The 22,757-nt window shown below is 74.0% G+C and carries 23 protein-coding genes; 16 read left to right on the forward strand and 7 right to left on the reverse strand.

Annotation, left to right across the window (positions count from 1 at the left end):
• Positions 1 to 47 precede the first annotated feature (47 nt).
• The 5 genes from EV383_RS26505 to EV383_RS26525 all read left to right on the forward strand — a co-directional run bounded on the left by EV383_RS26505 (position 48) and on the right by EV383_RS26525 (position 4,833).
• Positions 48 to 710, forward strand: a complete 663-nt coding sequence (locus tag EV383_RS26505; protein WP_242623520.1) for an ATP-binding protein — start codon at positions 48 to 50, stop codon at positions 708 to 710.
• Positions 632 to 1,192 carry a hypothetical protein gene (locus EV383_RS26510; RefSeq protein WP_165438174.1) on the forward strand — a complete coding sequence of 187 codons (561 nt, stop codon included), beginning with the start codon at positions 632 to 634 and terminating at the stop codon, positions 1,190 to 1,192. The genes EV383_RS26505 and EV383_RS26510 overlap by 79 nt, the downstream gene beginning before the upstream one ends.
• A gap of 100 nt (positions 1,193 to 1,292) precedes the next feature.
• The gene (locus tag EV383_RS26515) at positions 1,293 to 2,552 is read left to right on the forward strand and encodes a cytochrome P450 (RefSeq protein ID WP_130292445.1); all 1,260 of its coding nucleotides are present in this window, start codon (positions 1,293 to 1,295) and stop codon (positions 2,550 to 2,552) included.
• Entirely contained in the window at positions 2,549 to 4,234 is a 1,686-nt protein-coding gene (locus EV383_RS26520) for a class I adenylate-forming enzyme family protein (protein ID WP_130292446.1), read from the forward strand. The genes EV383_RS26515 and EV383_RS26520 overlap by 4 nt, the downstream gene beginning before the upstream one ends.
• Before the next feature lie 227 nt (positions 4,235 to 4,461).
• Positions 4,462 to 4,833 carry a hypothetical protein gene (locus EV383_RS26525; RefSeq protein WP_130292447.1) on the forward strand — a complete coding sequence of 124 codons (372 nt, stop codon included), beginning with the start codon at positions 4,462 to 4,464 and terminating at the stop codon, positions 4,831 to 4,833.
• Positions 4,834 to 4,884: 51 nt separating this feature from the next.
• Here the strand turns inward: EV383_RS26525 and EV383_RS26530 are convergent, their stop codons facing one another.
• Positions 4,885 to 5,106: a hypothetical protein gene (locus tag EV383_RS26530; RefSeq protein WP_242623326.1), complete on the reverse strand. Its 222-nt coding sequence runs from the start codon at positions 5,104 to 5,106 to the stop codon at positions 4,885 to 4,887.
• Between the two features lie 159 nt (positions 5,107 to 5,265).
• Here EV383_RS26530 and tenA point away from each other — a divergent pair, with 159 nt between their 5' ends.
• The gene (gene tenA / locus EV383_RS26535; RefSeq protein ID WP_130292448.1) at positions 5,266 to 5,946 is read left to right on the forward strand and encodes a thiaminase II; all 681 of its coding nucleotides are present in this window, start codon (positions 5,266 to 5,268) and stop codon (positions 5,944 to 5,946) included.
• Between the two features lie 7 nt (positions 5,947 to 5,953).
• Here the strand turns inward: tenA and EV383_RS26540 are convergent, their stop codons facing one another.
• From EV383_RS26540 to EV383_RS26550, 3 genes are all read right to left on the reverse strand, one after another.
• Positions 5,954 to 6,379, reverse strand: a complete 426-nt coding sequence (locus tag EV383_RS26540; RefSeq protein WP_242623327.1) for a phage holin family protein — start codon at positions 6,377 to 6,379, stop codon at positions 5,954 to 5,956.
• Positions 6,376 to 7,605, reverse strand: coding sequence for a serine hydrolase domain-containing protein (locus EV383_RS26545; protein ID WP_130292449.1), 1,230 nt, complete (start codon positions 7,603 to 7,605; stop codon positions 6,376 to 6,378). The genes EV383_RS26540 and EV383_RS26545 overlap by 4 nt, the downstream gene beginning before the upstream one ends.
• A 270-nt stretch (positions 7,606 to 7,875) precedes the next feature.
• Positions 7,876 to 8,685: a class I SAM-dependent methyltransferase gene (locus tag EV383_RS26550; protein WP_165438510.1), complete on the reverse strand. Its 810-nt coding sequence runs from the start codon at positions 8,683 to 8,685 to the stop codon at positions 7,876 to 7,878.
• Positions 8,686 to 8,898: 213 nt separating this feature from the next.
• Here EV383_RS26550 and EV383_RS26555 point away from each other — a divergent pair, with 213 nt between their 5' ends.
• Positions 8,899 to 9,948: a patatin-like phospholipase family protein gene (locus EV383_RS26555; RefSeq protein ID WP_130292451.1), complete on the forward strand. Its 1,050-nt coding sequence runs from the start codon at positions 8,899 to 8,901 to the stop codon at positions 9,946 to 9,948.
• 122 nt (positions 9,949 to 10,070) lie between these two features.
• A complete protein-coding gene (locus tag EV383_RS26560) occupies positions 10,071 to 10,334 on the forward strand; it encodes a cupin domain-containing protein (RefSeq protein ID WP_130292452.1) in 264 nt (87 codons plus the stop codon).
• An 18-nt stretch (positions 10,335 to 10,352) separates the two neighbouring features.
• On the opposite strand, the gene EV383_RS26565 is transcribed toward EV383_RS26560, so the two are convergent.
• Positions 10,353 to 10,568: an FDXHR family putative zinc-binding protein gene (locus EV383_RS26565; RefSeq protein ID WP_130292453.1), complete on the reverse strand. Its 216-nt coding sequence runs from the start codon at positions 10,566 to 10,568 to the stop codon at positions 10,353 to 10,355.
• An 86-nt stretch (positions 10,569 to 10,654) separates the two neighbouring features.
• Positions 10,655 to 11,863: a cytochrome P450 gene (locus EV383_RS26570; RefSeq protein WP_130292454.1), complete on the reverse strand. Its 1,209-nt coding sequence runs from the start codon at positions 11,861 to 11,863 to the stop codon at positions 10,655 to 10,657.
• Positions 11,864 to 11,972: 109 nt separating this feature from the next.
• Here EV383_RS26570 and EV383_RS26575 point away from each other — a divergent pair, with 109 nt between their 5' ends.
• The 6 genes from EV383_RS26575 (at position 11,973) to EV383_RS26600 (ending at position 18,539) form a co-directional block, all read left to right on the forward strand.
• On the forward strand, positions 11,973 to 12,734 hold the full coding sequence (locus EV383_RS26575) for an SDR family oxidoreductase (RefSeq protein WP_207223668.1): 762 nt from the start codon (positions 11,973 to 11,975) through the stop codon (positions 12,732 to 12,734).
• A gap of 58 nt (positions 12,735 to 12,792) precedes the next feature.
• Positions 12,793 to 13,473, forward strand: a complete 681-nt coding sequence (locus tag EV383_RS26580) for a TetR/AcrR family transcriptional regulator (RefSeq protein ID WP_130292456.1) — start codon at positions 12,793 to 12,795, stop codon at positions 13,471 to 13,473.
• Positions 13,474 to 13,579: 106 nt separating this feature from the next.
• Positions 13,580 to 14,221, forward strand: a complete 642-nt coding sequence (locus tag EV383_RS26585) for a histidine phosphatase family protein (protein ID WP_165438511.1) — start codon at positions 13,580 to 13,582, stop codon at positions 14,219 to 14,221.
• 74 nt (positions 14,222 to 14,295) lie between these two features.
• A complete protein-coding gene (locus EV383_RS26590; RefSeq protein WP_130292458.1) occupies positions 14,296 to 14,937 on the forward strand; it encodes a MarR family transcriptional regulator in 642 nt (213 codons plus the stop codon).
• Between the two features lie 28 nt (positions 14,938 to 14,965).
• Positions 14,966 to 16,618: a PEP/pyruvate-binding domain-containing protein gene (locus EV383_RS26595; RefSeq protein ID WP_130292459.1), complete on the forward strand. Its 1,653-nt coding sequence runs from the start codon at positions 14,966 to 14,968 to the stop codon at positions 16,616 to 16,618.
• Between the two features lie 181 nt (positions 16,619 to 16,799).
• Entirely contained in the window at positions 16,800 to 18,539 is a 1,740-nt protein-coding gene (locus tag EV383_RS26600) for a PEP-utilizing enzyme (RefSeq protein ID WP_130292460.1), read from the forward strand.
• Between the two features lie 78 nt (positions 18,540 to 18,617).
• On the opposite strand, the gene EV383_RS26605 is transcribed toward EV383_RS26600, so the two are convergent.
• Positions 18,618 to 19,775, reverse strand: coding sequence for a GNAT family N-acetyltransferase (locus tag EV383_RS26605; RefSeq protein WP_130292461.1), 1,158 nt, complete (start codon positions 19,773 to 19,775; stop codon positions 18,618 to 18,620).
• A gap of 108 nt (positions 19,776 to 19,883) precedes the next feature.
• Between EV383_RS26605 and EV383_RS26610 the strand changes: the two genes are divergently transcribed.
• A complete protein-coding gene (locus EV383_RS26610; protein WP_341273747.1) occupies positions 19,884 to 21,521 on the forward strand; it encodes a CocE/NonD family hydrolase in 1,638 nt (545 codons plus the stop codon).
• A gap of 133 nt (positions 21,522 to 21,654) precedes the next feature.
• Entirely contained in the window at positions 21,655 to 22,701 is a 1,047-nt protein-coding gene (locus EV383_RS26615) for an alcohol dehydrogenase catalytic domain-containing protein (protein ID WP_130292462.1), read from the forward strand.
• Positions 22,702 to 22,757: the final 56 nt, after the last annotated feature.

The raw sequence follows: 22,757 nt of genomic DNA on the forward strand, positions 1-22,757 counted from the left end.
CCGACGCCGGGTCCATGCTGACGAACGAGATCCCGATGGACTCCCTGATGGCCCTGGCCGAGGAGCGGCGCCGGCGCTACACCGGTGAGGCGGAGCGGTTCCGGCTGGGCCGTCTGCTCGCCCGCGCCCGCCGCACGCGCCGACCCCCGCCGGGCCGGGGAGAGCAGCACCGCCGACGCCGGGCCGTCGGGCACCCGCGTCACGGCGGACGGCCACGACCTCTGCGCCTGGGTACCGGGCCCGTGGCACCGCCGGGCGGGCTCGTGGACGGGCCGGGAAACGGGTCCGGAACCGTCGGTGGCCCGTGCCACGATGTCGCCGTGCCGAGACCGGGGTCGGGTGTCGGCCTGGTCGGGCGGGTGTCCGAGCGGGCCACGCTGAGCGCTGCGCTGGGCCGGGCGCGCGACGGCCGGGCGTCGACGGTGCTGCTCTCCGGTGACGCCGGGGTGGGCAAGTCCCGCCTGGTCGCCGAGCGGGCCGTGCAGCTCGCCGACGCCCACGACGGTCCGCGGGTCCGCTGCTGCTCGGGCAGGCCGGGGCCGAGTCGGCGCTCTGGCGCGGGGAACCGGACGTCGCGGCGCGGCGGGTTGAGGAGGCGTTGCGGGGCCTGCGGCGTGAGGTCCCCCACCACATGGGCGAGCTCGTGCTCAGCGCGCTCGGGGTCGCGGCGTGCGCCGACGCGATCGCGGCCTCGACAGCGGACGAGGTGACCGCGCGACGGGAGGCGGAGGTCCTCGTCCGCTCCGCCCGGGACGTCGCCCGCCTCGGCCTCACCCGCGGGACCGAGGTCGGCCCGGAGGGGCGGGCCTGGCTGCGGCGGGCGGAGGCGGAGCTGACCCGGGTGCGCCGTACGCCGGACCCGGACGCGTGGACGGCGGTCGTCGAGGCCTTCAGCTACGGCGACGGCTACCGGCAGGCCCACGCCCGGTTCCGCCGGGCCGAGGCCGCGTTGCTGCCGGCCGCGACCGCGGACCCGGCCGGCGCCGCGCGCCTGCGCCGCGACGCCGCCGACGACCTCCGGCTCGCCGCCGGGGCGGCCGCGGACCTTGGGGCGCGGCCGCTCGCGGACGCCGTCGCCGCGCTGACGGCCCGGTCCGGCCTGCGGGTGGACACGCCGGCGGAGAACGCCGGCGCACCCGCTGCGAGTGTGCGGCCGGCCGCGGCGCCGGGCGGGAACGGCGCCGGCGGCTGACCCGCACGGACCATCACCGACCCTCGCGTCCGATGCCCCGTCGTTGATCTCTGCATAGTGTGGGGAGGTCCGCACACCACGGCGGGGAAGGACGGCGACGATGCCGACTCAGCACGCGGCCGATCTCTCGGACATCGACGGCTTCTGGAACGCCCCGATCGCCGAGCGCGCCGCCGGGTTCGCGCGCCTGCGCGCGCAGCCGGGCATCCCGTTCTTCGAGCAGCCGGAGTCGGCGTTCGTCGACCCCGGGCCGGGCTACTACGCGCTCACCCGGCTCGACGACGTCGTCGAGGCCAGCCGTGTGCCCGGGGTGTTCCGCTCCGGTCCGGGCGCGACGTCGGTGGCCGACACCCCCGCCGAGTTCAACGAGTTCTTCGGCTCGATGATCAACGCCGACGACCCGCGGCACGCCCGCCTGCGCCGGATCGTCTCCCGTGGGTTCACCCCGCGCCGGCTCGCCGCACTGTCCGAGGAGGTCGAGCGCACGGCGGCGGTGATCGTCGACGACCTGCTCGAGGCCGGGGAGTGCGACGCCGTCGAGCAGATCTCGGCGCGGCTCCCACTGAAGATCATCTGCGACATGATGGGCGTGCCGGAGAGCCAGTACCGGCTCGTCTACGAGAAGACCAACGTCATCCTCGGTGCCGCCGACCCGGAGTACGTACCCGACGCCGGCAACATCGTCGCCGCGCTGCTCGGCGCCGGTGCCGAGCTCGCCGCCCTGATGCGCGACCTCGGCGAGCGACGCCTGGCCGACCCCACCGACGACGTCACCTCCGCGCTGGTCAACGCCGAGATCGACGGCGAGCGCCTCACCCCCGACGAGCTGGGCAGCTTCTTCATCCTGCTCGTCGTGGCCGGCAACGAGACCACCCGCAACGCGATCAGCTGGGGCCTGCAGCTGCTCACCGAGCACCCGGAGCAGCGCGCCGCGTGGCTCGCCGACCCGGCCGGGGTCACCCCGACCGCGGTCGAGGAGATCGTCCGCTGGTCCTCGCCGGTGATCTACATGCGACGCACGCTGGCGCAGCCGTCCGTCCTCGGCGGCACCGAGCTCCCGGCCGACGCCAAGGTGGCGCTGTTCTACTGGGCCGCGAACCGGGACCCGGAGCACTTCACCGACCCGGACGCCTTCGACGTCCGCCGTTCGCCGAACCCGCACGTCGGCTTCGGCGGGCCCGGACCCCACTTCTGCCTCGGCGCGCACCTGGCCCGCCGGGAGATCTCGGTGATGTTCACCGAGCTGCTGCGCCGCGCCCCGGACATCGCCGTCACCGGTGAACCGCGCCGGCTGCGGTCGATGTTCATCAACGGCATCAAGTACCTGCCCGTCTCCGTCTCCCCCGGAGGTTCCTCGTGACCGTCTCGGTCTCACCCGCACCGTCGATCGACTACCCCGACCTGCCCGCGACCGCGCTCGTGCGCGGTGCCGCGAACCGGTGGGGTGACCAGACGATGCTGCACCAGCAGGGCCGCGAGATCGGCTTCGCCGGGCTGTTCGCCCGCGCCGCCGCCTTCGCCAACGCGCTGCGGTCCTCCGGCGTGGGTCACGGCGACGTCGTCGCGCTGCACCTGCCGAACTGCCCGCAGTACGCGATCGGCTACTTCGGGACGCTGCTCGCCGGCGCCGTCGTCACCCCGGCGAACCCGCTGCTGCCCCCGGCCGAGCTGGGCGCCCAGCTCGCCGACTCGGGCGCGGTGGCCGTGCTGACCTGGGAGCCCGCGCTGCGTGCGGTGACCGCGGTGCGGGAGCGGACGTCGCTGCGGACGGTGCTGGTCACCGGCCCGGAACAGATCGTCGACCCGGCGCACCGCTACACGGCCGGCGACGGCGTCACCGACTTCGAGCGGTTTCACGCCGACGCCGCGACCACCGCGCCCGAGGTCGAGATCGACCCGGCGCACGACCTGGCGCACCTGGCCTACACCGGCGGGACGACCGGGCGGTCCAAGGGCGTACGGATCACACATCGCAACGTCCTGGTGAACACCCTGCAGTCGAGCTGCTGGGGCACCGGCGCGATCCCCGCCGTCGTCGACGGGCCGCACGGGCGCGGAGTCGTGCTCGTCGACCAGGGCCCGGAGTCGGAGTTCCCGACCCGGCTCGGCGAGGGCTGCGCGATCGGGATCGCCCCGTGGTTCCACGCGATGGGCGCGATCGGCGGGCTCAACGTGCCGCTGCTGACCGGCGGCCGGACCGTGGTGCACGGGCGGTTCGACCCGGACGCCTACCTGGCCGACGCGGTCCGCTTCGGCGTCACGTCGATGAGCGGCGCACCGCCGGTGTTCGGCGCGCTGCTCGCCCGGCGGGAGTCCGCGGGCGACCTGAGCACGGTGCGCTCGCTGACCTCCGGGGCCGCGCCGCTGCCCGGCGAGGTGATCGCGGGCCTGCAGGCCTGGCTCGGCGACGACATCGTGATCAGCGAGGGCTACGGGCTGACCGAGGTCACGATGGCCGCGACGCTCGGCCCGGCCGGTCGCTCCGCGGAACGCCGCACCGGCACCGTCGGGCGGCCGATCGCCGACACCGAGATCCGGGTCGTCGACGAGTACGGCAACGAGGTCGGCGCCGGGACCGAGGGCGAGGTGCACATCCGCGGACCGCAGGTGATGGACGGCTACCTCGACCGCCCGGAGGAGAACGCCGCCACGCTCGTCGACGGCTGGTTGCGCACCGGCGACGTCGGCGTCCTCGACGACGACGGCTTCCTGCGGATCGTCGACCGGCAGAAGGACATGCTGCTCTACAAGGGCTACAACGTGTACCCGCGCGAGCTGGAGGAACTGCTGCTCGGCCAGGCCGGTGTGGTCGGTGCGGCGGTCGTCGGCCGACCGGACGCGACGGCCGGCGAGGTGCCGGTGGCGTTCCTCGTCGCCCCCGGGCTCGACCAGGCGGGCGCCGAGGCGGCGATCGAGGCCGTGAACGATCAGGTGGTGCACTACAAGCGCGTCCGCGAGGTGCGCCTGGTGGAGCAGATCCCGGTGTCCGCGGCGGGCAAGGTCCTCAAGCGGGAGCTGCGCCAGGAGCTCGCAGCCGGGTGAACGGGAGCTGACGGTCGGTCACCGTCATCGGATTGATGTCATCCCGACGAGTGATTCAGGCGCACCGAGAGAGCGAACGCGCCGATCACCGTTAACGATGGAGCAATGGGGTACGACACTCGGGTCATAACGGAACCGGCAGCGCACCGGATCCCGACCGCGTCCGTCCGGCCCAGCCGGATGGGCCGTCTCCCCGAGTCCGACCTGACGAGACCATGGTGATTCCCGTGTCCGCGCTGCCCCAGACCGTCGCCGTTCCCCGCTCCACCACTCCGGCCGCCCGGACGCTCGACATTCCGGCGCCCCGCCCGCCGTCGGACCGGTCCGCCCGTGCCGAGGCCGGGCCGGGCATCCGGATCCCGTCGCCGCGCGTCCCGTCGGACGTCGCACGGGCCGGGCAGCCGGTCGAGTCCGGCCGGCACCGGGCCGTCGTCGCCCGGTTGTCGCGGACCGACCGGGCACTGCTCATCGCCGGCCGTGCCGGCAGCGTGACCACGCTGGCCGCACTGCTGGTGATGTCCGCCGCGTTCGCCGGGGTGTTCGACGGCTCCGTGCCCACCGGCCCCGCGGCACAGGTCGCCACCACGACGCTGCGCTAGGCGTACTCGGCCAGGACGTGCGCGCCGCCGCCGCGGGGTGACCGTGGACCGTCAGGCCGCCGCTTCCGGCGACCGCTGGTCCGGGTTCTTCAGGACGTGGTCGACCAGCTCCATGACCAGCCGGTTCCCGCCCAGGCGGTAGCCGAAGTCCTCCCAGGAGAGCAGTTCGCGCGAGACGAGCTCGCCGACCGGCCCGGGGTAGAGACGCGTCGCGCGGAACGCCGCCGCGCGGATCCGCATCTTCTCGTGATGGTCCATCGGTGCGGGAGTCATCCCCACCACCTCCGCGATGTCGGGTACAGACCTTGCTCGGTGCGCTCCGCACTGAGTCGCATCGCTGAGGACATGGTGACTCACGAACCCGTGATGTGATGCCGTCGAAGGTGTGGAAGTGGGCAGGCTCTCAGGTCACCGACCGTTACGGTGGAGGACATGTCGATCGACACCGGTACCCGTACCCGTGACCTGCTGTGGTCCGACGTCTCCGACATCTACCGGTCGGTTCTGGATCACCCGTTCGTCACCGGGCTGACCGACGGCTCGCTGCCGCACGAGACGTTCCGGCACTACATCGTGCAGGACGCGCACTACCTGCGCGGCTATGCCCGGGCGCTGGCGATCTGCGCCGCGAAGGCCCCCGGCGAGAACGAGCTGGCCATGTTCGCCGAGCACGCCGCCGGCGCGATCTCGGCCGAGCAGGAGCTGCACGACGACCTGCTGGGCGGGCTGGGCCTGACCTCGGAGCAGGCGGCCGCGCTGCCGGTCGCCCCGGCGACCCGCGCCTACGTCAGCTACCTGCTGGCGACCGCGTACGGCGGGTCCTACGCCGAGGCCGTCGCCGCCGTGCTGCCCTGCTACTGGATCTACGGCCGGGTCGGGGAGCACCTGCTCGCGGCCGGCTCGCCGGACCCGCTCTACCAGCGTTGGATCGCGATGTACGGCGGCGAGGAGTTCGGCGCCGTCGTCGACGCCGTGCTGGACGCGACCGATCGGATCGGCGCCCTGGCCTCGGAGCGCGAGCTGGGCCTGATGCGCGAGCACTTCACGACGACGTCGCGCTACGAGTGGATGTTCTGGGACGGCGCCTTCCGCCGCGAGACCTGGCCCGTGTAGGCACCCGCTACCGGGCGTCGATCCGGTCCGGGATGATCAGGTGCAGGACGAAGCCCACGATCGCGACGATGATCGCGCCCCAGAAGCCGGGCCAGAACCCGTCGACGACGAAGGGCAGTCCGACGAACCCGGACAGGCCGCCGACCAGCCAGAACAGCAGGGCGTTCACGACCAGCCCGATCAGCCCGAGGGTCAGCACGTAGAACGGGCAGCCGACCACCTTGATCAGCGGCTTCACCACCGCGTTGACCACGCCGAAGATCAGGGCCACGACGAGCAGCGTGCCGATCCGCGTGCCCGTCGAGGAGGCACCGAGCTCGATGCCGTCGACGAGGACGGTGGCGACCCACAGCGACGCGGCCACCACCAGCACCCGGACGACGAACGCCAGAGCGGGCGACGCCGGTCCGCGCCGGTGGCCGAGCTCGCTCACGAGACCACCGCCTGGTAGACGAGCGTCGAGAGCTGGGGCCGGATCGGGTAGGCACTCGACGGGACGAGCTGGGTGAAGAACGACGCCGTGAGGTCCTCGGACGGGTCGACCCAGAACGCGGTCGAGGCCAGCCCGCCCCAGGAGTAGGCGCCCTCGGGCGTGAGCTGGTGGGTGCGGGCGTTGTCGAGCACGACGGAGAACCCGAGCCCGAACCCGACGCCGGCGAACGCGGACTCGGCGAAGATCGGACGCCCTACCGTGTCCAGGTCCGCGCCGCCGGGCAGGTGGTTGCGGGTGGCGTGGGCCAGCGTGCGCGGGCCGAGCAGGCGCACCCCGTCCAGCTCGCCGCCACGGGCCAGCATCTGGGTGAAGCGGTGGTAGTCACCGACCGTCGACGCCAGCCCGCCGCCGCCGGAGAGGTAGGTCGGCTCGCGGGTGATCGACTCCCCCAGCGCCTTGTTCACGACGAGTCCGCCATCGGGCCTGGCGTTGTAGAGCGTGGCCAGGCGCGGGTCGTCGGCGGGCACGTGGAACGTGGTGTCGTCCATGCCCAGCGGGCCGAGGATGCGCTCGCGGAAGAACTCGTCGAGCGTCCGGCCGGAGGCCACCTCGACGACGCGGCCGAGCACGTCGGTGGCCACCGAGTAGTTCCACTCCGTGCCCGGCTGGAACAGCAGCGGGAACGACGCGAACGCCTCGGCGGCACCGGCCAGGTCGACCCCGCGCGGGGCGCCGAACTCATAGCCCTTGCCGCGGTACATCTCGTCGACCGGGTGCGCGTGGTGGAAGCCGTAGGTCAGCCCGGCGGTGTGGGTGAGCAGGTGCCGGACCCGCATCGGCTCGACGGCCGCGTCGGTGCCCGGGTTGAGCGCGGAGCCGCCGCGGTAGACGCGCTGCTCGGCGTAGGCCGGGATGAACCGCGAGACCGGGTCGGTGAGCTCGAGCGCGCCCTCCTCCCACAGCATCAGCGCCGCGACGGAGGTGATCGGCTTGGTCATCGAGTAGATCCGGAACAGGGTGTCCGGCCCGACCGGCAGGCCGGCGTCGACGTCGCGGTGGCCGTAGTGGCTCAGGTGGGCGATCCTCCCGCGACGGGCGACGGCGATCGTCCAGCCGGGGAGCTTGCCGTCGTCGACGTAGCGGCGGAAATGCGCGTCGATCCGGGCCAGCCGTTCGGCGTCCAGACCGACCTCGGCCGGGTCGGCCTCGATCTTCGCTTCGGTCACGTCATCGACCCTACCCACGACCCGTCTCCACAGTTCTGATGATCCGCCGACGCCCGTCGTCACCACGGGGCGTCTCGCTCAATAGGGGGATGTGCGCCCGCCACGCAGGGCGGCGCACCCCGCCCCGGGGGGCCGGGAACGTCACCGAGCAGGACCGGTCTGGGGAGGCCGGAACCGCCGCGGAACCTCTGCACACGTCGTGGCCCGGCCGCTGGGGAGCGGAGCCGGGCCACGACTGCGTTGCGGCCCGGATCGGGAGACCCTCGCGGATCAGACCGCGGCGACCTCGTAGCGCGCCAGCCGGTGACCGCGCAGCTGCGGAGCCGCCCTCAGGGCCACCGCCAGCGCCCGGCCGGACAGCGGCAGGCCGCGCTGCACCGCCTCGGGCAGCTCACCGGCCCCGCGTGACTCCTGCAGCCGCAACCCCCACGGCTCCAGCTCCCGCGGGTCCTCACACGTCCAGTCGAACATCAGGCCGCGCGAGCACAGCGGCTCGCAGCGCTGCAACCGGTCCGCGACCGACCGGCCGACGGTGTCCATCAGCAGCGTCGCCCCGGGCAGCAGCGAGCCGACCGTGAACACGACCCGCTGCACCCCCTGCTCGGGCAGCAGCGTCAGCACCGACTCCGAGACCAGCAGGTACGGGCCGGGCAGCTCGCGCACCACGTCGAGCCAGTCCTCGTCGAGGATCGAACCGGCGACGAACCGGCGCCCGGCCGCGTCCGGCAGCAGCGTCCGGCGCAGCTCGGTGACGCCCGGCAGGTCGACGTCGACCCAGCTCGCCCCGGGGAAGGAGTCCCCGCCGGAGGAGGTGAGGCGCTCGGCGCGGGTGCTCAGCCCCGCCCCGAGCTCGACGACGGTCCCGGCCGGGTGGGTGGCGAGGAACTCCCGGACCCAGTGGTCGAGGATCGCGCCGCGCAGCACGGTGGCCAGGTCGTCGAGCCGGGGCGCGGCGGCCGGACCGGTCGCACCCGTCCCGATCTCGGGGCCGATCTCGTCGACGACACCGGCCGCGACCGGGTCCGGGACCAGCGGCCGGCGGCGGCGGGCGTCCTGGGCGCGGGCGTGCAGGGGTGCCAACAGCGTCTGTTCCAGAGCGCCGAGATCCCACGATCGTCTTTGCGTCACGCCCACCCCCCGTCCGGCGGAACCTAACAGCGCGCGGTGACCGCCTTTCCGCCCCCCGACCCGCGGACGGCCAGCGGCGCCGGGGCGTCGGTGCACGGCCCACGAACGGCCCGGCGCGGGAGCCCGGCCCGGCGGTGACCCGGCCGACACCGGAGGATGACGGTCATGTCCGGAGCGAGCGCCACCGACCCGTCGGCCCTCGGCGACGACGATCGAACGGTAGCCCGCGGCGGGGGTGACCCGGCCGCCCGCGGCCGGGGTGACACGGCCGCCCGCGGCGACGGGGAGGTGCTCGATCTGCTCCGGCGCCGCCGCGCCGAGGGCAGCCGGCCCGGCACCCGCTCGGACCCGCACACGCTCGCGCTCGTCGTCGGCGGCGGCGGGATGCGCGGCGCCTACGCCGGCGGGATGGTGCACGCCCTGGAGGACGCCGGGCTCGCCGACGGGTTCGACGTCGTCTACGGCAGCTCGGCCGGGGCGTACGTGGGCACCGCGCTGGTGCTCGGGCACGGCGCCGACGCGGCGCGCATCTTCGTCGACGACATGGCCGACCGGGACTTCATCGACCCACGCCGGTTCGGCACCCGCAACCCGGTGGTCTCGCTCGACCACCTGCTCGAGCACATCCTCGTGCACTCCAAGCCGACCGACTGGCAGTCGCTGGTGGAGAGCCCGGTGCCGTTGCGAGTGGTCCTCACCCACGCCGGGGACCTGCAGCCGCACGTGTTCACCGGCCTGCCGCACGGCGACGACTGGAAGCGCGCGATGCGGGCGACGGCGGCGATCCCGCTGCTCACCGGCCCGCCGGTGCGGATCGACGGCGAGAGCTGGATCGACGGGTCGGTCGGCGACCCGCTGCCGGTCGCGCGGGCGCTGGAGGACGGCGCCACGCACGTGCTGGCCCTGATGACCCGCACCGTGGCCGAGCTGACCCGCCACGACCCGGGCGCCCGGGCGCCGCTGTGGGCCCGCTCGCTGGACCGGATCGCCCCCGGCCTGGGCCGGATGACCCAGGACGTCGCCCGGCACGGCGAGAGCCTCGCGCTGATCACCGACGCCGCGCACCCGGGCCGCGAGGGCGCGCACCTGCTCACGATCGCGCCCACCCGCTCGGCCGGGGTGCGCGGTCTGACGACCGACCCGGAGCGCGTCCGGGAGGCCACCCGGATCGGGCGCGAAGCCGTGACCTCGGCGTTGCGGTCGCCGGTCGGATAGATCATCGTCGGACCGGTTCCGTCACCCGCGAACCCGTGGGGCCGGGACAGATGAGTTCCGGCGACGCGGACCGTCCACCACTACGACGGCATCGTGCCGTCGGACGAGGGGACGGTGAGTCGATGGCGGAGGACCGCGCGACGTCGTTCGCCGCGCGCACCGTGACCGTCGCCCCCGGGGACTCCCGGCCGCACGACGAGGACGAGTGGCGGGGCACGTTGATCGTGGTGGAGGCGGGCGAGATCGAGCTGCGCTGCCGGGCCGGTGGTCGCCGCCGTTTCGCCGCCGGTGCCGTCCTGTGGTTCACCGGGCTGAACCTCGCCTCGGTGCACAACCCCGGCGACGAGCCGGCGGTGTTCCGCGGGATCAGCCGCGCCACCGGCTGAGCCGGCTCCCGGCGGGACTCAGCCGGCCTGGTCGAGCGTGCGCAGCCAGATGCCGTTGCGGGTCTGGACCAGGTCCAGCGTCCGCGGGTCGAGGCAGTGGCCGGCCTTGCGGTGCGAGTCCCAGAGGACGGCGTCGTCGAAGACCTGACCGCACCCTCCGGTGCGGGCGCAGCAGTGCGCCCGATCGGGGCCGACCCATTCCCGGCCGCAACATGTCATCCGCACCAGCTGCACGCCCGGGAGAGTACGCGCGGACCCCGACAGTTCCGGCGATCCGCGCGCAGGCGTGACCGCCGTCATCCCCATGAGGGATCCGGAGGTCAGCCCCGGGTCATGCGCACCGGCAGGTGCTTGATCCCGCGGAACCAGTTCGACAGCAGACGGTCGGGCTCGCCGAGGAGCTCGATCCGGATGTCGCGGGCGATCAGCTGCTCGTAGAACACCCGGGTCTCCATCCGGGCCAGGTGCGCGCCCAGGCAGAAGTGCGGGCCGGCACCGAAGCCCAGGTGCTTGTTCGGGGTCCGGTCCAGGCGGAACTCGTCGGGGGCGTCGAACACCCGCGGGTCGCGGTTGGCCGCGGCGAACCACAGCACGACCTTCTCCCCGGCGCGGACGGTGCGGTCGTGCAGCTCGACGTCGACGGCCGCGGTGCGGCGCATGTGCACCACCGGCGACACCCAGCGGACCATCTCCTCGATCCCGCTGCGCAGCAGGTCGGGCCCGGCGTGCAGCCGCGGCCAGAGACCGCGCGTGCCCAGCTCGTGCACCGAGCCGGACAGCAGGTTGCGGGTCGTCTCGTTCCCGGCCACGGTCAGGACCAGGTAGTAGGGCAGCAGCCGGTCCAGCTCGAGCCGCCCGCCGTCGATCTCCGCCGTGACCAGCGTGGAGACGATGTCGTCGCCCGGGTCCGCCCGGCGCTTCTCGGTGAGGTCGGCGTAGTAGGCGAACAGCTCGTCGCGCGCGGCCTCCATCGTCCCGGGCGCCGCGGCGTACTCCGGGTCCTCGCTGGCGATCTCGTTCGTCCAGCGCAGCAGCAGGTCCGCGTCCTCGGTCGGGACGCCCAGCATCGGCGCGAACACCAGCAGCGGCAGCCGCGAGGCGATCACCTTCACGAAGTCGAACTCGCCCAGCTCCAGCGCCTCGTCGAGCAGCCGGGCCGTGACCTGCTCGACCCGCCGGTCGAGCAGCTCGACCTGGCGCGGCATGAACGTCCGGGTCAGGATCCGGCGCATCGGGGCGTGCTCGGGCGCGTCCATGTTGTGGATCTGGCGCGGGCCGTCGCCCTCGGCCCGACGGCTGGGGATCTGGGTGCCGTCGGCGTTGCGGAAGCGCTCCGGGTCCTTGGCCAGGGCCTCCACGTCGGCATAGCGGGTGACCGACCAGAACCCGGCGCCGTCGCCCGGCTCGTCGTTCCAGAACAGCGGCGCCTCGTCGCGCAGGGCACGGAACATCGCGCCGTCGCGCGCGTCGGCGAACGTCCGCGCGTCGAGCAGGTCGATGCCGTCGGGGACCGGGGACGCCTGCGGCATGGCACGCACCTCTTCGGGAGTCGCTCGCTTTGCGAACGAGACTATACATTCCGGCGGGCCGAATGGGAGAGTGCTCGCGTCGCAACGTACTGCAGGAGGAGGGCACGCCGTGGTGTCGCGTCACGTGGTGACGGGGGCGTCGTCGGGCATCGGGGCGGCGCTGGCCGCCGCGCTGGCCGCGGGCGGGGACGAGGTGCTCGGGCTGGACCGCAGCGACGGCTTCCCGCCCGGGGTCGAGCCGGTGCACTGCGACCTGACCGACCCCGCCTCGATCGCCGCGGCGGCGCGGCGGATCGGGGCCGCCGGCCCCCTCGACGGCCTGGCCTGCGTGGCCGGCGTCCCGGGCACAGCACCCGCGGCGACGGTCATGGCCGTCAACGTCGTGGGCACCCGCGCGCTGACCGAGGCCCTGCTCCCCCGGGTGCGCGACGGCGGCTCGGTCGTCCTGCTCGCCTCGCTGGCCGGCTACCGCTCACCGGTCCCCGACGCCGATGTCGCACGCCTGGTCTCGGCGCCCGACGCGGACGTCCTCGCCGCGGCGGGCGACGACGGCCCGGAGGCCTACCAGCTGTCGAAGAAGATCGTGCACCGGTACGCGGTGGAGCTGGCCGTACGGCTGCTGCCCCGCCGGGTCCGCTGCTCCAGCATCAGCCCGGGCCCGGTGACCACCCCGATCCTGGCCGACTTCCGCGCCACGATGCCCTCGGTCGACGGCGCCGCGGAGATCGTCGGCCGGCACGGCGCCGCCGACGAGGTCGCGGCCGCGGCGGCGTTCCTGCTCTCGCCCGCCGCGTCCTGGGTCAACGGCATCGACCTGCGGGTCGACGGCGGATTGCTGGCCACCCGCGCGGTCGCCGCACCGGTACAGTGACCCGACCCTCGCGGTGACGAGTCCTTCGCATCGCGGCCGGCGCGACGAGAGGGGCCCCGTGGCGGAGACGCACGCGACCGCGGACGCGGACCCGCCGTCCGAGGCACCCGCCCGTCAGGTCCGGGGCAAGAACGCCCGCGGCCTGCGCACCCGCCGCCAGCTCATCGACGCGGCGGCGGACTGCTTCTCCGAGTACGGCTACACCAGTACCCGGATCTCCGACATCGTCTACCGGGCCGGGGTCTCGCAGGGCAACTTCTACCGGCACTTCACGAGCAAGGACGAGATCTTCCTCGAGGCACTGAAGCCGGGCCTGGAGGCACTCGTGGGGGCCAGCCGCCGCTCGACGGCGGGCGACCCGCTGGCGCTGTCCTCGATGGTGGATCTGACCTCGGCCTACCTGGTCTCCTACACCCGTAACCGCCACCTGCTCCGGGTGATGCGCGAGGCCGCGGCCATCCGCTCCGACGAGGGCTTCACCGACCTGTGGCTGCAGCAGCGCGCGGTGTTCATCGACCGCACGGCGCGCTGGCTGGAACGCCTGCACCGCGACGGCCGGATCGAGGACACGAACTTCACGCTGCTCGCCGAGGTGCTCGGCTCGGCCGTGGAGCAGATGGCCTACGTGCACATCGGCCTGGCCGAGCGTGCCCCGCGCCCGGAGGAGCTGCAGGATCTCGCGCTCGCCGTCGCGCAGGTGTGGCACCGCTCGATCCCGGTGCGTCCCGCGTCGGGCTGACCGGTTGTGACCCGGACCTCCGCCGGGCTATCGTCGCCTTCCTGATGTGAACGTCGTTCGCATTATCGAGCGGACGGCCCGGACACCGGGTCGGTGGAGGTGGCCCGTGGACCTGATCCTGGTGCGCCACGGCCGCCCGGAGACCGTGCGGTCCGATGGCGACCTCCGCGGTGGCGCCGACCCCGGCCTGACCGAGGAGGGCCACCGCCAGGCGGACCTGCTCGGGCGCTACCTCGCGCGCGACGGCGCCGCGGCACCCGACGTCGTCGTCACCAGCCCGATGCGCCGGGCACGGGAGACCGCCCGCGCCCTCGAGACCCACCTCCACCTGCCGGTCCGGGTCGATCCGCGGCTCGCCGAGTTCGACATCGGGGCACCGGCCTACGTGCCGGCCGAGTCGGTCACGCTTGACCGCGAGGTGCTGTGGCGCGCCCTGGAGACCGGCGAATGGGGCGCGCACACGTTCGACCCGGACGCGTTCGAGGCCCGGGTGGCCGAGGCGTTCACCGAGATCATCGCCGCGAACGCCGGCGCCACGGTCGCCGTGGTCTGCCACAACGGCGTCATCAACTCGTTCCTGTCGGTGGTGCTCGGGCGCCCGCGCGGGATGTTCGTGCAGCCCGACTACACATCCTTCAGCCGGCTCGTCGCCGCGCGCTCCGGCCGGCGCCAGCTGCGCAGCATCAACGAGACCCCGCACCTGCAGCTCGCCCGCTCCCCGGCCGAGCCGCGCGCCCGTCCCGCCTGAGCCGCCCGCCCCGACACCGACGCCCCAGAGCACCGACGCCCCAGAGCACGGCGTCCCGAGCAACGGAGACCGCCATGACCGGCGAGACCACCCGGCAGGGGACCGACCCCACCCTGCTCGTCCTGCACACCCTGCGGCTGTCCGGCTTCGTCGCCGTCGACACGGTCGCCGAGCGGACCGGCCTCGATGCCGCCGCCGTCACCGCGGAGCTCGACGTCGCCGCCGCGGCGGGGCGGGCCAAGGAGCGCACCGGGCGGATCTCCGGCTGGATGCTCACCCCGGACGGGCGCGCCGAGCACGCCCGTCTCCTCGCCGCCGAGCTCGACGCCACCGGCGCCCGCACGGAGGTGGAGCGGGCCGAGGAGGCGTTCCTGGAGCTCAACCTGCCGTTCAAGGAGATCTGCTCGCGCTGGCAGCTGCTCCCGGACGGGTCGTCGAACGACCACTCCGACACCGCCTACGACGACGCCATGATCGCCGAGCTCGGCGGGCTGCACCCCCGCGCCGTCGCGCTCACCGACGGCCTCGCCGGCGCCCTGCCACGGTTCGCCCGCTATGCCCCCGCTCTCACCGGAGCCCTGACCCGGCTGCGCGGCGGCGACCCGAAAGCCTTCGCCGCGCCGCTGTCGTCGAGCTATCACGACGTGTGGATGGAACTGCACCAGGACCTGATGAGCACGCTCGGCCGGGAACGCACCGCGGCCGACGGCCACTGAGGCCCCGACGACACCGAGGACGGCGGCGATGACCACCACCCGCGTCGAGGACCCGGTCTTCGACTTCGACCACCCGCACGAGCCGCCCGCCCGCGAGCTCGCCGACCTGCTCGGCGGCAAGGGGGCCGGGCTCGCCGAGATGACCTCGGCGCTGGGGCTGCCGGTCCCGCCCGGGTTCACCGTGTCGCTGCCGCTGTGCCGCGCCTACCGCGAGGGCGGCTGGCCGGACGGGCTCGACGCGTTGCTGGGGACCCACCGCCGCACGCTGGAGGACCGGATCGGGCGCCGCTTCGGCGACCCGGCCGACCCGCTGCTGCTCGCCGTGCGCAGCGGCGCCCCGCGGTCGATGCCCGGGATGCTGGACACCGTCCTCAACCTGGGGCTCAACCCGGAGACGGTGGCGGGCCTCGCCACGGTGACCGGGGACGCGGCGTTCGCATGGGAGAGCTACCGCCGCTTCCTGACGATGTACGCGACCACCGTGCTGGGGGCACCCGCCGAGGTGCTGGACGGGGCGCCCGGCGGGTACGGGCCCGCCGACCGGCGCGACGCCGACGCCCTGCGCGCCGAGGTGGACGCGATCCGCAGGGCCCTGACCGGCGCCGGGCTGACCGTCCCGGACGACCCCGCGACGCAGCTGCGCGACGCCGTCGAGGCCGTCTTCCGCAGCTGGGACAGCCCGCGGGCACGGGCCTACCGGGCCCACGAGGGGATCTCGGAGGACCTGGGCACCGCGGTGAACGTGCAGGCCATGGTGTTCGGCCACCTCGACGACTCCTCCGGTACCGGCGTCGTGTTCACCCGTGACCCCTCGACCGGGCGGGCCGGGCCCTACGGCGACTTCCTGCCCCGGGCGCAGGGCGAGGACGTCGTCTCCGGGACCGCGGCGACGATGCCGATCGCGTCGATGGGCGCGGTGCTCCCGGACGCCTACGCCGAGCTGCGCGGGCACCTGGACCGGCTGGAGGCGCACTACCGCGACCTCTGCGACGTGGAGTTCACGGTCGAGCGCGGCCGCCTGTGGATCCTGCAGACCCGGGTCGGCAAGCGTGGTGCCGTGGCCGCGGTGCGCGCGGCCGTGGCGATGGTCGCCGACCCCGCGATCGCCCTGGGCCACGACGAGGCCGTCGCGCGGGTCCCGGCCGACGTCCGGGACCGGGCCCGCGCCGAGGTGCTGGCCGCCGGTCGCGACGCGGCCGGTCCGGCGGGCGTCGTGGCCACCGGCCTGGGCGCGTCGCCGGGCCGGGCCACCGGCGCCGTCGTCCTGAGCGCGGACGCCGCCGCGGACAGCGACGGCGACGTCGTCCTCGTCCGGCCGGAGACCAGTCCGGAGGACGTGCACGGGATGTCGGTCGCCGCCGGCATCCTGACCAGCACCGGCGGGCTGGTCAGCCACGCCGCCGTGGTCGCCCGCGGGTGGGGCCTGCCCGCCGTCGTCGGCGCCGCGTCGCTGACCGTCGGGCCGGACGACGTCCGCGACGCCGGCGGCACCCGGCTCTTCGGCCCCGGGGACGTCATCACCATCGACGGCACCACCGGGGCGGTGTGGCTGGGCGCCGGCACCCCCGGCGGCGACCCCGGTGACGGGCCCGGCGGGACCGCGGAGACCGACGACGACGTCCTCGCCCGGCTGCTGCCGGAACTGGCCGTCCTGCAGGGCTGGGCGGACGGCGGCGGATGAGCACCGACACACCCCGTGACCTGCCGAAAGCCCGGTCCGCGCGTCCTTGACAGGTGGCCTGGACCACACCATTATGTGACTGAAACGTCGCACATTGCTTCGAGCGTATGCGCCGACGATCCGGTGTTCGACAGACCGCCCGCCCCGCGGGACGGACTCAGCGACGAGGGAGAGCATCTCCGTGACCGACTGGCCGATCTTCGACCGATCCTCGAAGACCTTCCCGCTGTACTCGCGGGCGAACGTGGGCGAGATCTTCCCCGACCCGATCTCCCCGCTGAACGCCTCCACCGGATTCCAGGCCAACCTCGAGCCCGGCTGGGAGGACGCGTTCGTGGCCTGCGGCGTGTGGGACCACGACCTCTACGACTCCTCCGTGCAGAACAACGTGCTGCCCGCGTTCGGCAGCTACCTCTACATCAACATGTCGCTGATGCGACTGTTCGGCGTGCGCGTGCCCGGGATGGGCGCGGAGGCCGTCGACCTGCAGTACTTCGGCGACATGCCCGGCATCCCGTCCTACGAGAGCGAGAGGCGCGACTTCGACGACGACCCGGCGTTCTCGGAGAAGGCCGGCGCCTGGCTGATGAACGAGGTCCTGCTCGCGCAGGGCCTGCCGGCCTACGACGCCGACCGGGAGACCGTCCTCGGGATCCGGGCCGCGCGCCCGGACATCGCGTCGCTGTCCGACGCGGAGCTGGTCGAGCGGCTCACCTCGTTCAACGACGTGCTGCGCGGGCTGTTCCAGCGCCACATCGAGTCCAGCCTGAAGTCCGGGGTCGGTCTCGGCGCGATCGCCCAGGTCGCCGCCGCGGTGGGCAGGCCGGAGCTGTCGCTGACCTTGGTGGGCGGCATCGGGGACGTCGACTCGACCGGTCCGTCGACCGGAATGTGGAGCCTGAGTCGCAAGGCTCGGTCCGGTGCGGTCGCCGCGCTGTTCGACGAGGGGGTCGAGGGCCTGTACGAGCGGATCGCCGGCAGCGACGACGCCGAGGTGGCCGCGTTCCGCGCCGAGCTCGACGCGTTCCTGTCCGAATGGGACTTCCGCGGCCCGGCGGAGTGGGAGCTGCGCGCTCTGACGTGGAGCCTCAAGCCCGCGCTCGCGCTGTACACCGTGGACCGGATGCGCGGCGTCGCCGACGCCGAGGCCCCCGAGGTGAAGACCGCCGAGCGGGTGCGCCAGCGCGAGGAGGCCACCGCGACGGTGCGCGAGCTGCTCTCGGGCAACGAGGAGGCGTCCGGGCAGTTCGAGGCCGCACTGCACGCCGCCGCCCTGTGGCTGCGCGGCCGCGAGCGGTCCCGCACCACCGCGGCGATGCTGATCCACGAGCTGCGCCTGCCCGCGCTGGAGCTCGGCCGCCGCGGCGTCGAGGCCGGTCACCTGGACTCCGCCGCGCAGATCTTCATGCTCTTCGCCGACGAGCTGCCCGCCTACCTGAACGATCCGGGGTCGTTCACGCAGACCGTGCGCGACCGGGAGAAGGTCTACCTCGACCTGTTCGACCTGGAGCCGCCGTTCGTCGTCGTCGGGGACGCCCCGCCGACCTCGGAGTGGGTCCGCCGCTCCGGCAAGTCGCACACCGTGGCGCTGACCGGGGAGACGATCCAGGGCGTGTCCGGCTGCACCGGCGTCGTCCGCGGGAAGGCCCGGGTGCTGCTCGACGCGAACGACCCGTCGGCCCTGGAGCCGGACGAGATCCTGGTCGCACCGATCACCGACCCGTCCTGGACGCCGCTGTTCGTGGCGGCCGCCGGCGTCGTCGTCGACGTCGGGGCGCCGTTCTCGCACGCGGCGATCGTCAGCCGCGAGCTCGGCATCCCGTGCGTCGTCTCCGCGACCGACGCCACCGGCCGCATCCCCAACGGCGCGCTGATCGAGGTCGACGGCACCGCCGCCACCGTCACGATCATCGAGGCCTGACGACCGTCCGCCCCCCGAGACGCCGGGGGCCGGGTCGTCGACCGACGCCCGGCCCCCGCGCACCTGTGCCGGGCGGTCTCAGACGTCGTCGGGCAGCAGGTCGTACCAGGCGCCGTCGTCGACGATCTCGTTGTCGACCCCCGCGACCCCGTCCCGCCGGAAATGCCCGACCAGGCGGAAGCCGTTGCGCTCGGCGACGTGACGGCTGGCGGTGTTGTCCCAGGACGCACCGAGCTGCAGGCGGGTGCGGCCGAGCCCGCCGTCGGCGACCGGGGTGAACGCGTGCTCCCGCACCCTGCGTACGGCCGCGGTCACGACGCCGCGGCCACGCGCGTCGGGGTGCGCCCAGTAGCCGACCTCGCCGCCGCCCGGGCAGTACGGCCGGTCCATGCCGAACACCGTGACGTTGCCGAGCAGACGGTCGTCGTCCGGGTCGGCGATCGCCCAGGTCACGGCCTGCCCGAGCGACTCCTGCAGGCGGATCCGCTGCACGAACGCGCGCGCGTCGTCGAGGCCGTAGGGGTTCGCCAGGGTGGCGTTCCAGTGCCGGGCGCGGGGATCCGAGCAGGCCTCGACGATCCGGGGCAGGTCCGCGTCGGTGTGTGCGCGCAGCCGGATGCCGTCGCCCTCGAGCACCGGCACCGGCCACCACGTCGTCTCCGGAGTGCGACCGGAGACCGGACGGTCCGGGTCCGGGCGCAGCACCGCGTGCCAGGAGTCGGCGAGCCCGTCCCGCGTCGGGACCGCCATCGTCCGGGTGCCCTCGAACGTGAACCCGCAGGCGTGCGCGACCCGCCAGGACGGCCGGTTGCCCGCCATCGCCGACCAGTGCAGGACCGGGAGACCCATGTCGTCGAAGGCCCGGTCCGCGGCCAGCCGCAGCGCGCGCGTCATGAACCCACGCCCGCGCGCCCACCGGGACAGTCCGAACCCGACGTCCGGGGGCGGCCCGGTCCGCAGGTCGATCTGCCCGGCGAACCGGGGGACACCGTCGTCGTCGGGCGCCTCGATCACCCAGGCGACCGCGCTGCCGTCCCGACGTCCGGCCTCGGCGGCACGGATCCGGCTCAGGGCGTCGCCACGGTCGTAGGGGACCGGGACGCTGGTCCAGGCGATCGTCTCCGGGTCGCGCGCCCACGCGACGAGATCGTCGGCGTCCGACGCCCGGTGCGGGCGCAGCGTGACCACGCCGTCGGTCGGCGTCGGGACGGCCACGGGCGTCGCGATGTCGGTCACCGCACCTGGATACCGACCCCTATCAGGGGACGGCAATCGGATTGTCCGGGTCGGTCCCTACGATCAGGGACGGCCCGCAGGGGGTGGGCCGCGGAAGAGGTGGGACGAGTGGGCATCGCGGGACGACTGGTCGACCGGCAGCTGGGGCTGACCGAGCCGCCCGCGGCGTACGTGACCGACGAGAACCTGCGGGTCCCGATGAGCGACGGCGTCGAGCTGCTGGCCACGCTCTACCGCCCGCCGGGCCCGCTGCGCCCCCGCCCGACGGTGCTCAGCCGGACCCCCTACGGGCGCGACGGCCTGGGCTCGATCATCGGGACGCTGCTGGCCCGGCGCGGGTTCCAGGTGCTGATGCAGAGCACCCGGGGCACGTTCGGCTCCGGCGGGCAGTTCCGCCCGTTCCTGCACGAGCGCGCCGACGGCCTCGACACCCTGGCCTGGCTGCGCGAGCAGGAGTGGAGCGACGGCCGCGTGTCCACGGTCGGGCCGAGCTACGTCGGGCACACCCAGTGGGCGATCGCGCCCTACGCCGACCCCGGCCTGGTCTCGATGAACGCCGACATCACCGCGTCGGAGTTCACCAGCACGTTCTACCCGGGCGGCGCCCCGGGCCTGCTGAACCTGGCGAACTGGGTGAACCAGATCGGGCGCCAGGAGCGGATCGGCGCGGTGACCGGGTTCCTGGCCACCCCGATCCTGAGCCGGCGCAAGCAGCGCGCGGTCACCGCGCTGCCGCTGCAGGCCGCCGACGTCGCGATCGCCGGCGCCCCGGTGGTGTTCTGGCGCGACTTCATCGAGCACGCGGACTCCCCCGGCGAATTCTGGGGACCGGCCGAGCACGACGGGTTCGACCCCGCCCGGATGCCACCGGTCAGCATGGTCACCGGCTGGTGGGACCTGTTCCTGGACCGCCAGCTCGTCGACTTCACCGCCCTGCAGCGCGGCGGCGCGACGGCGCGGATCACGATCGGGCCGTGGACCCACGGCGACCGCGGGTCGCTCGCCACCACCGCGCACGAGATGATCAACTGGCTGCGGCGGCACCTGCACGGCGAGCCGGACGACGGGCGCGCCCCGGTGCGGGTCTACGTCCAGCACGCCGACCGCTGGACCGACCTGCCGTCCTGGCCGCCGCCGGACGCCGAGGCCACCGACTGGCACCTCGCCCCGGCCGGGCGTCTGACCACCGACGGTCCCGGTGCCCGCGGTGAGGTGGACCGGTTCGTCTACGACCCCGCCGACCCGACCCCGGCCGTCGGCGGGCCGATGCTGCAGCCGCCGTCGAAGCAGCACGACAACCGCGGCACCGAGGCCCGCGAGGACGTCCTCGTCTACACCGGGCCGGTCCTGGAGACCGACCTCGACCTGCTCGGCGACGTCAGCGCCGTGATCTATGTGCGCACCGACGGCGGGCACGGCGACGTGTTCGTCCGGCTCTGCGACGTCGAACCGGACGGCCGCTCACTCAACATCACCGACGGGATGCACCGCCTCGTGCCCGAGGCCGAGGCGGTCGCCCCGGACGGGACGGTCGCGGTGCGGATCCCGCTGAGCCCCACCGGCTACCGGGTCCGGGCCGGGCACCGGCTGCGGGTGCAGGTCGCCGCTGCGGCGTTCCCGCGGTTCGCCCGCAACCACGGCACCGGCGAGCGGGTCGCCACCGCGACGTCCGGACGCCGGATCGCCTACGAGATCCGGCACGGCGCGGACCACCCGTCGCACGTGACCCTGCCGCACCACCCCTAGATCGATTCCGCTGATCAACAGGGGAGCGGTCCCATAGTGAGACACTGATATGTGAGCCACACCACTACCGTCGGTGAGCGGTCCCGGCCGCCCGCGCACGTCCGGGAGTCATCGACGACCAACGGAGGTAGTGATGAAGGCACTCGTGTACCACGGCCCGGGCCAGAAGGCGTGGGAGGACGTTCCGGACGCCACGATCGGCGAGCCGACCGACGTCGTGGTCAAGGTGGAGACGACCACCATCTGCGGCACCGACCTGCACATCCTGCAGGGTGACGTACCGGCCGTGACCGACGGCCGGATCCTCGGCCACGAGGCGGTCGGCACAATCACCCAGGTCGGCGACGCCGTGCGCGGGTTCGCCGTCGGCGACCGCGTGCTGGTCCCGGCGATCACCAAGTGCGGGCGCTGCGAGTACTGCGGCAAGGGGATGCCGTCGCACTGCCAGACCGTCGGCGGCATCGGCTGGATCTTCGGGCACCTCATCGACGGCACCCAGGCCGAGTTCGTGCGCGTGCCCTACGCCGACACCTCCCTCTACGCGGTGCCGGAGAACGTCACCGACGAGCAGGCGATCTTCCTCGCCGACTCCCTGCCCACCGGGTACGAGGTCGGCGTGCTGGCCGGTAACGTCCGCCCCGGGGACACGGTCGCGGTCGTCGGCGCGGGCGCGGTCGGGCTCTCGGCGATCCTGACCACCGGGCTGTGGGGCGCCTCGCGGGTGATCGCGGTGGACTCCAACAAGTTCCGGCTGAGCCGGGCCCTGGAGTTCGGTGCGACCGACGTGGTCGAGGCCGGCGACCAGCAGGTCGACGAGGTCCTCGCGATGACCGACGGCCTCGGCGTGGACGTCGCGATCGAGGCCGTCGGGTACCCGGAGACCCTGCTGACCTCGGCGAAGCTGGTCCGTCCCGGCGGCACCATCGCCAACATCGGTGTGCACGGGGCGCCGGTCACGCTGCCGATGGACACGATGTGGATCCAGAACGTCACCATGACGATGGGCCTGGTGGACACCGTCTCGATCCCGACGCTGCTCAAGATGGTCGGCAGCGGCCGGATCCCGGCGGAGAAGATGGGCACGCACTCGTTCACGTTCGACCAGATGGACGACGCCTACGACGTGTTCAAGAACGCCGCCGCCAACGAGGCGCTCAAGGTCGTCATCCGCCCGGCCTGACGCGCAGTCCGCTCGCCCGTCCCCGGTCGCGTCCGGTTCACTGCGACCGGGGACGG

Source organism: Pseudonocardia sediminis (genome assembly GCF_004217185.1).
In the GTDB taxonomy this organism is placed as follows: domain Bacteria; phylum Actinomycetota; class Actinomycetes; order Mycobacteriales; family Pseudonocardiaceae; genus Pseudonocardia; species Pseudonocardia sediminis.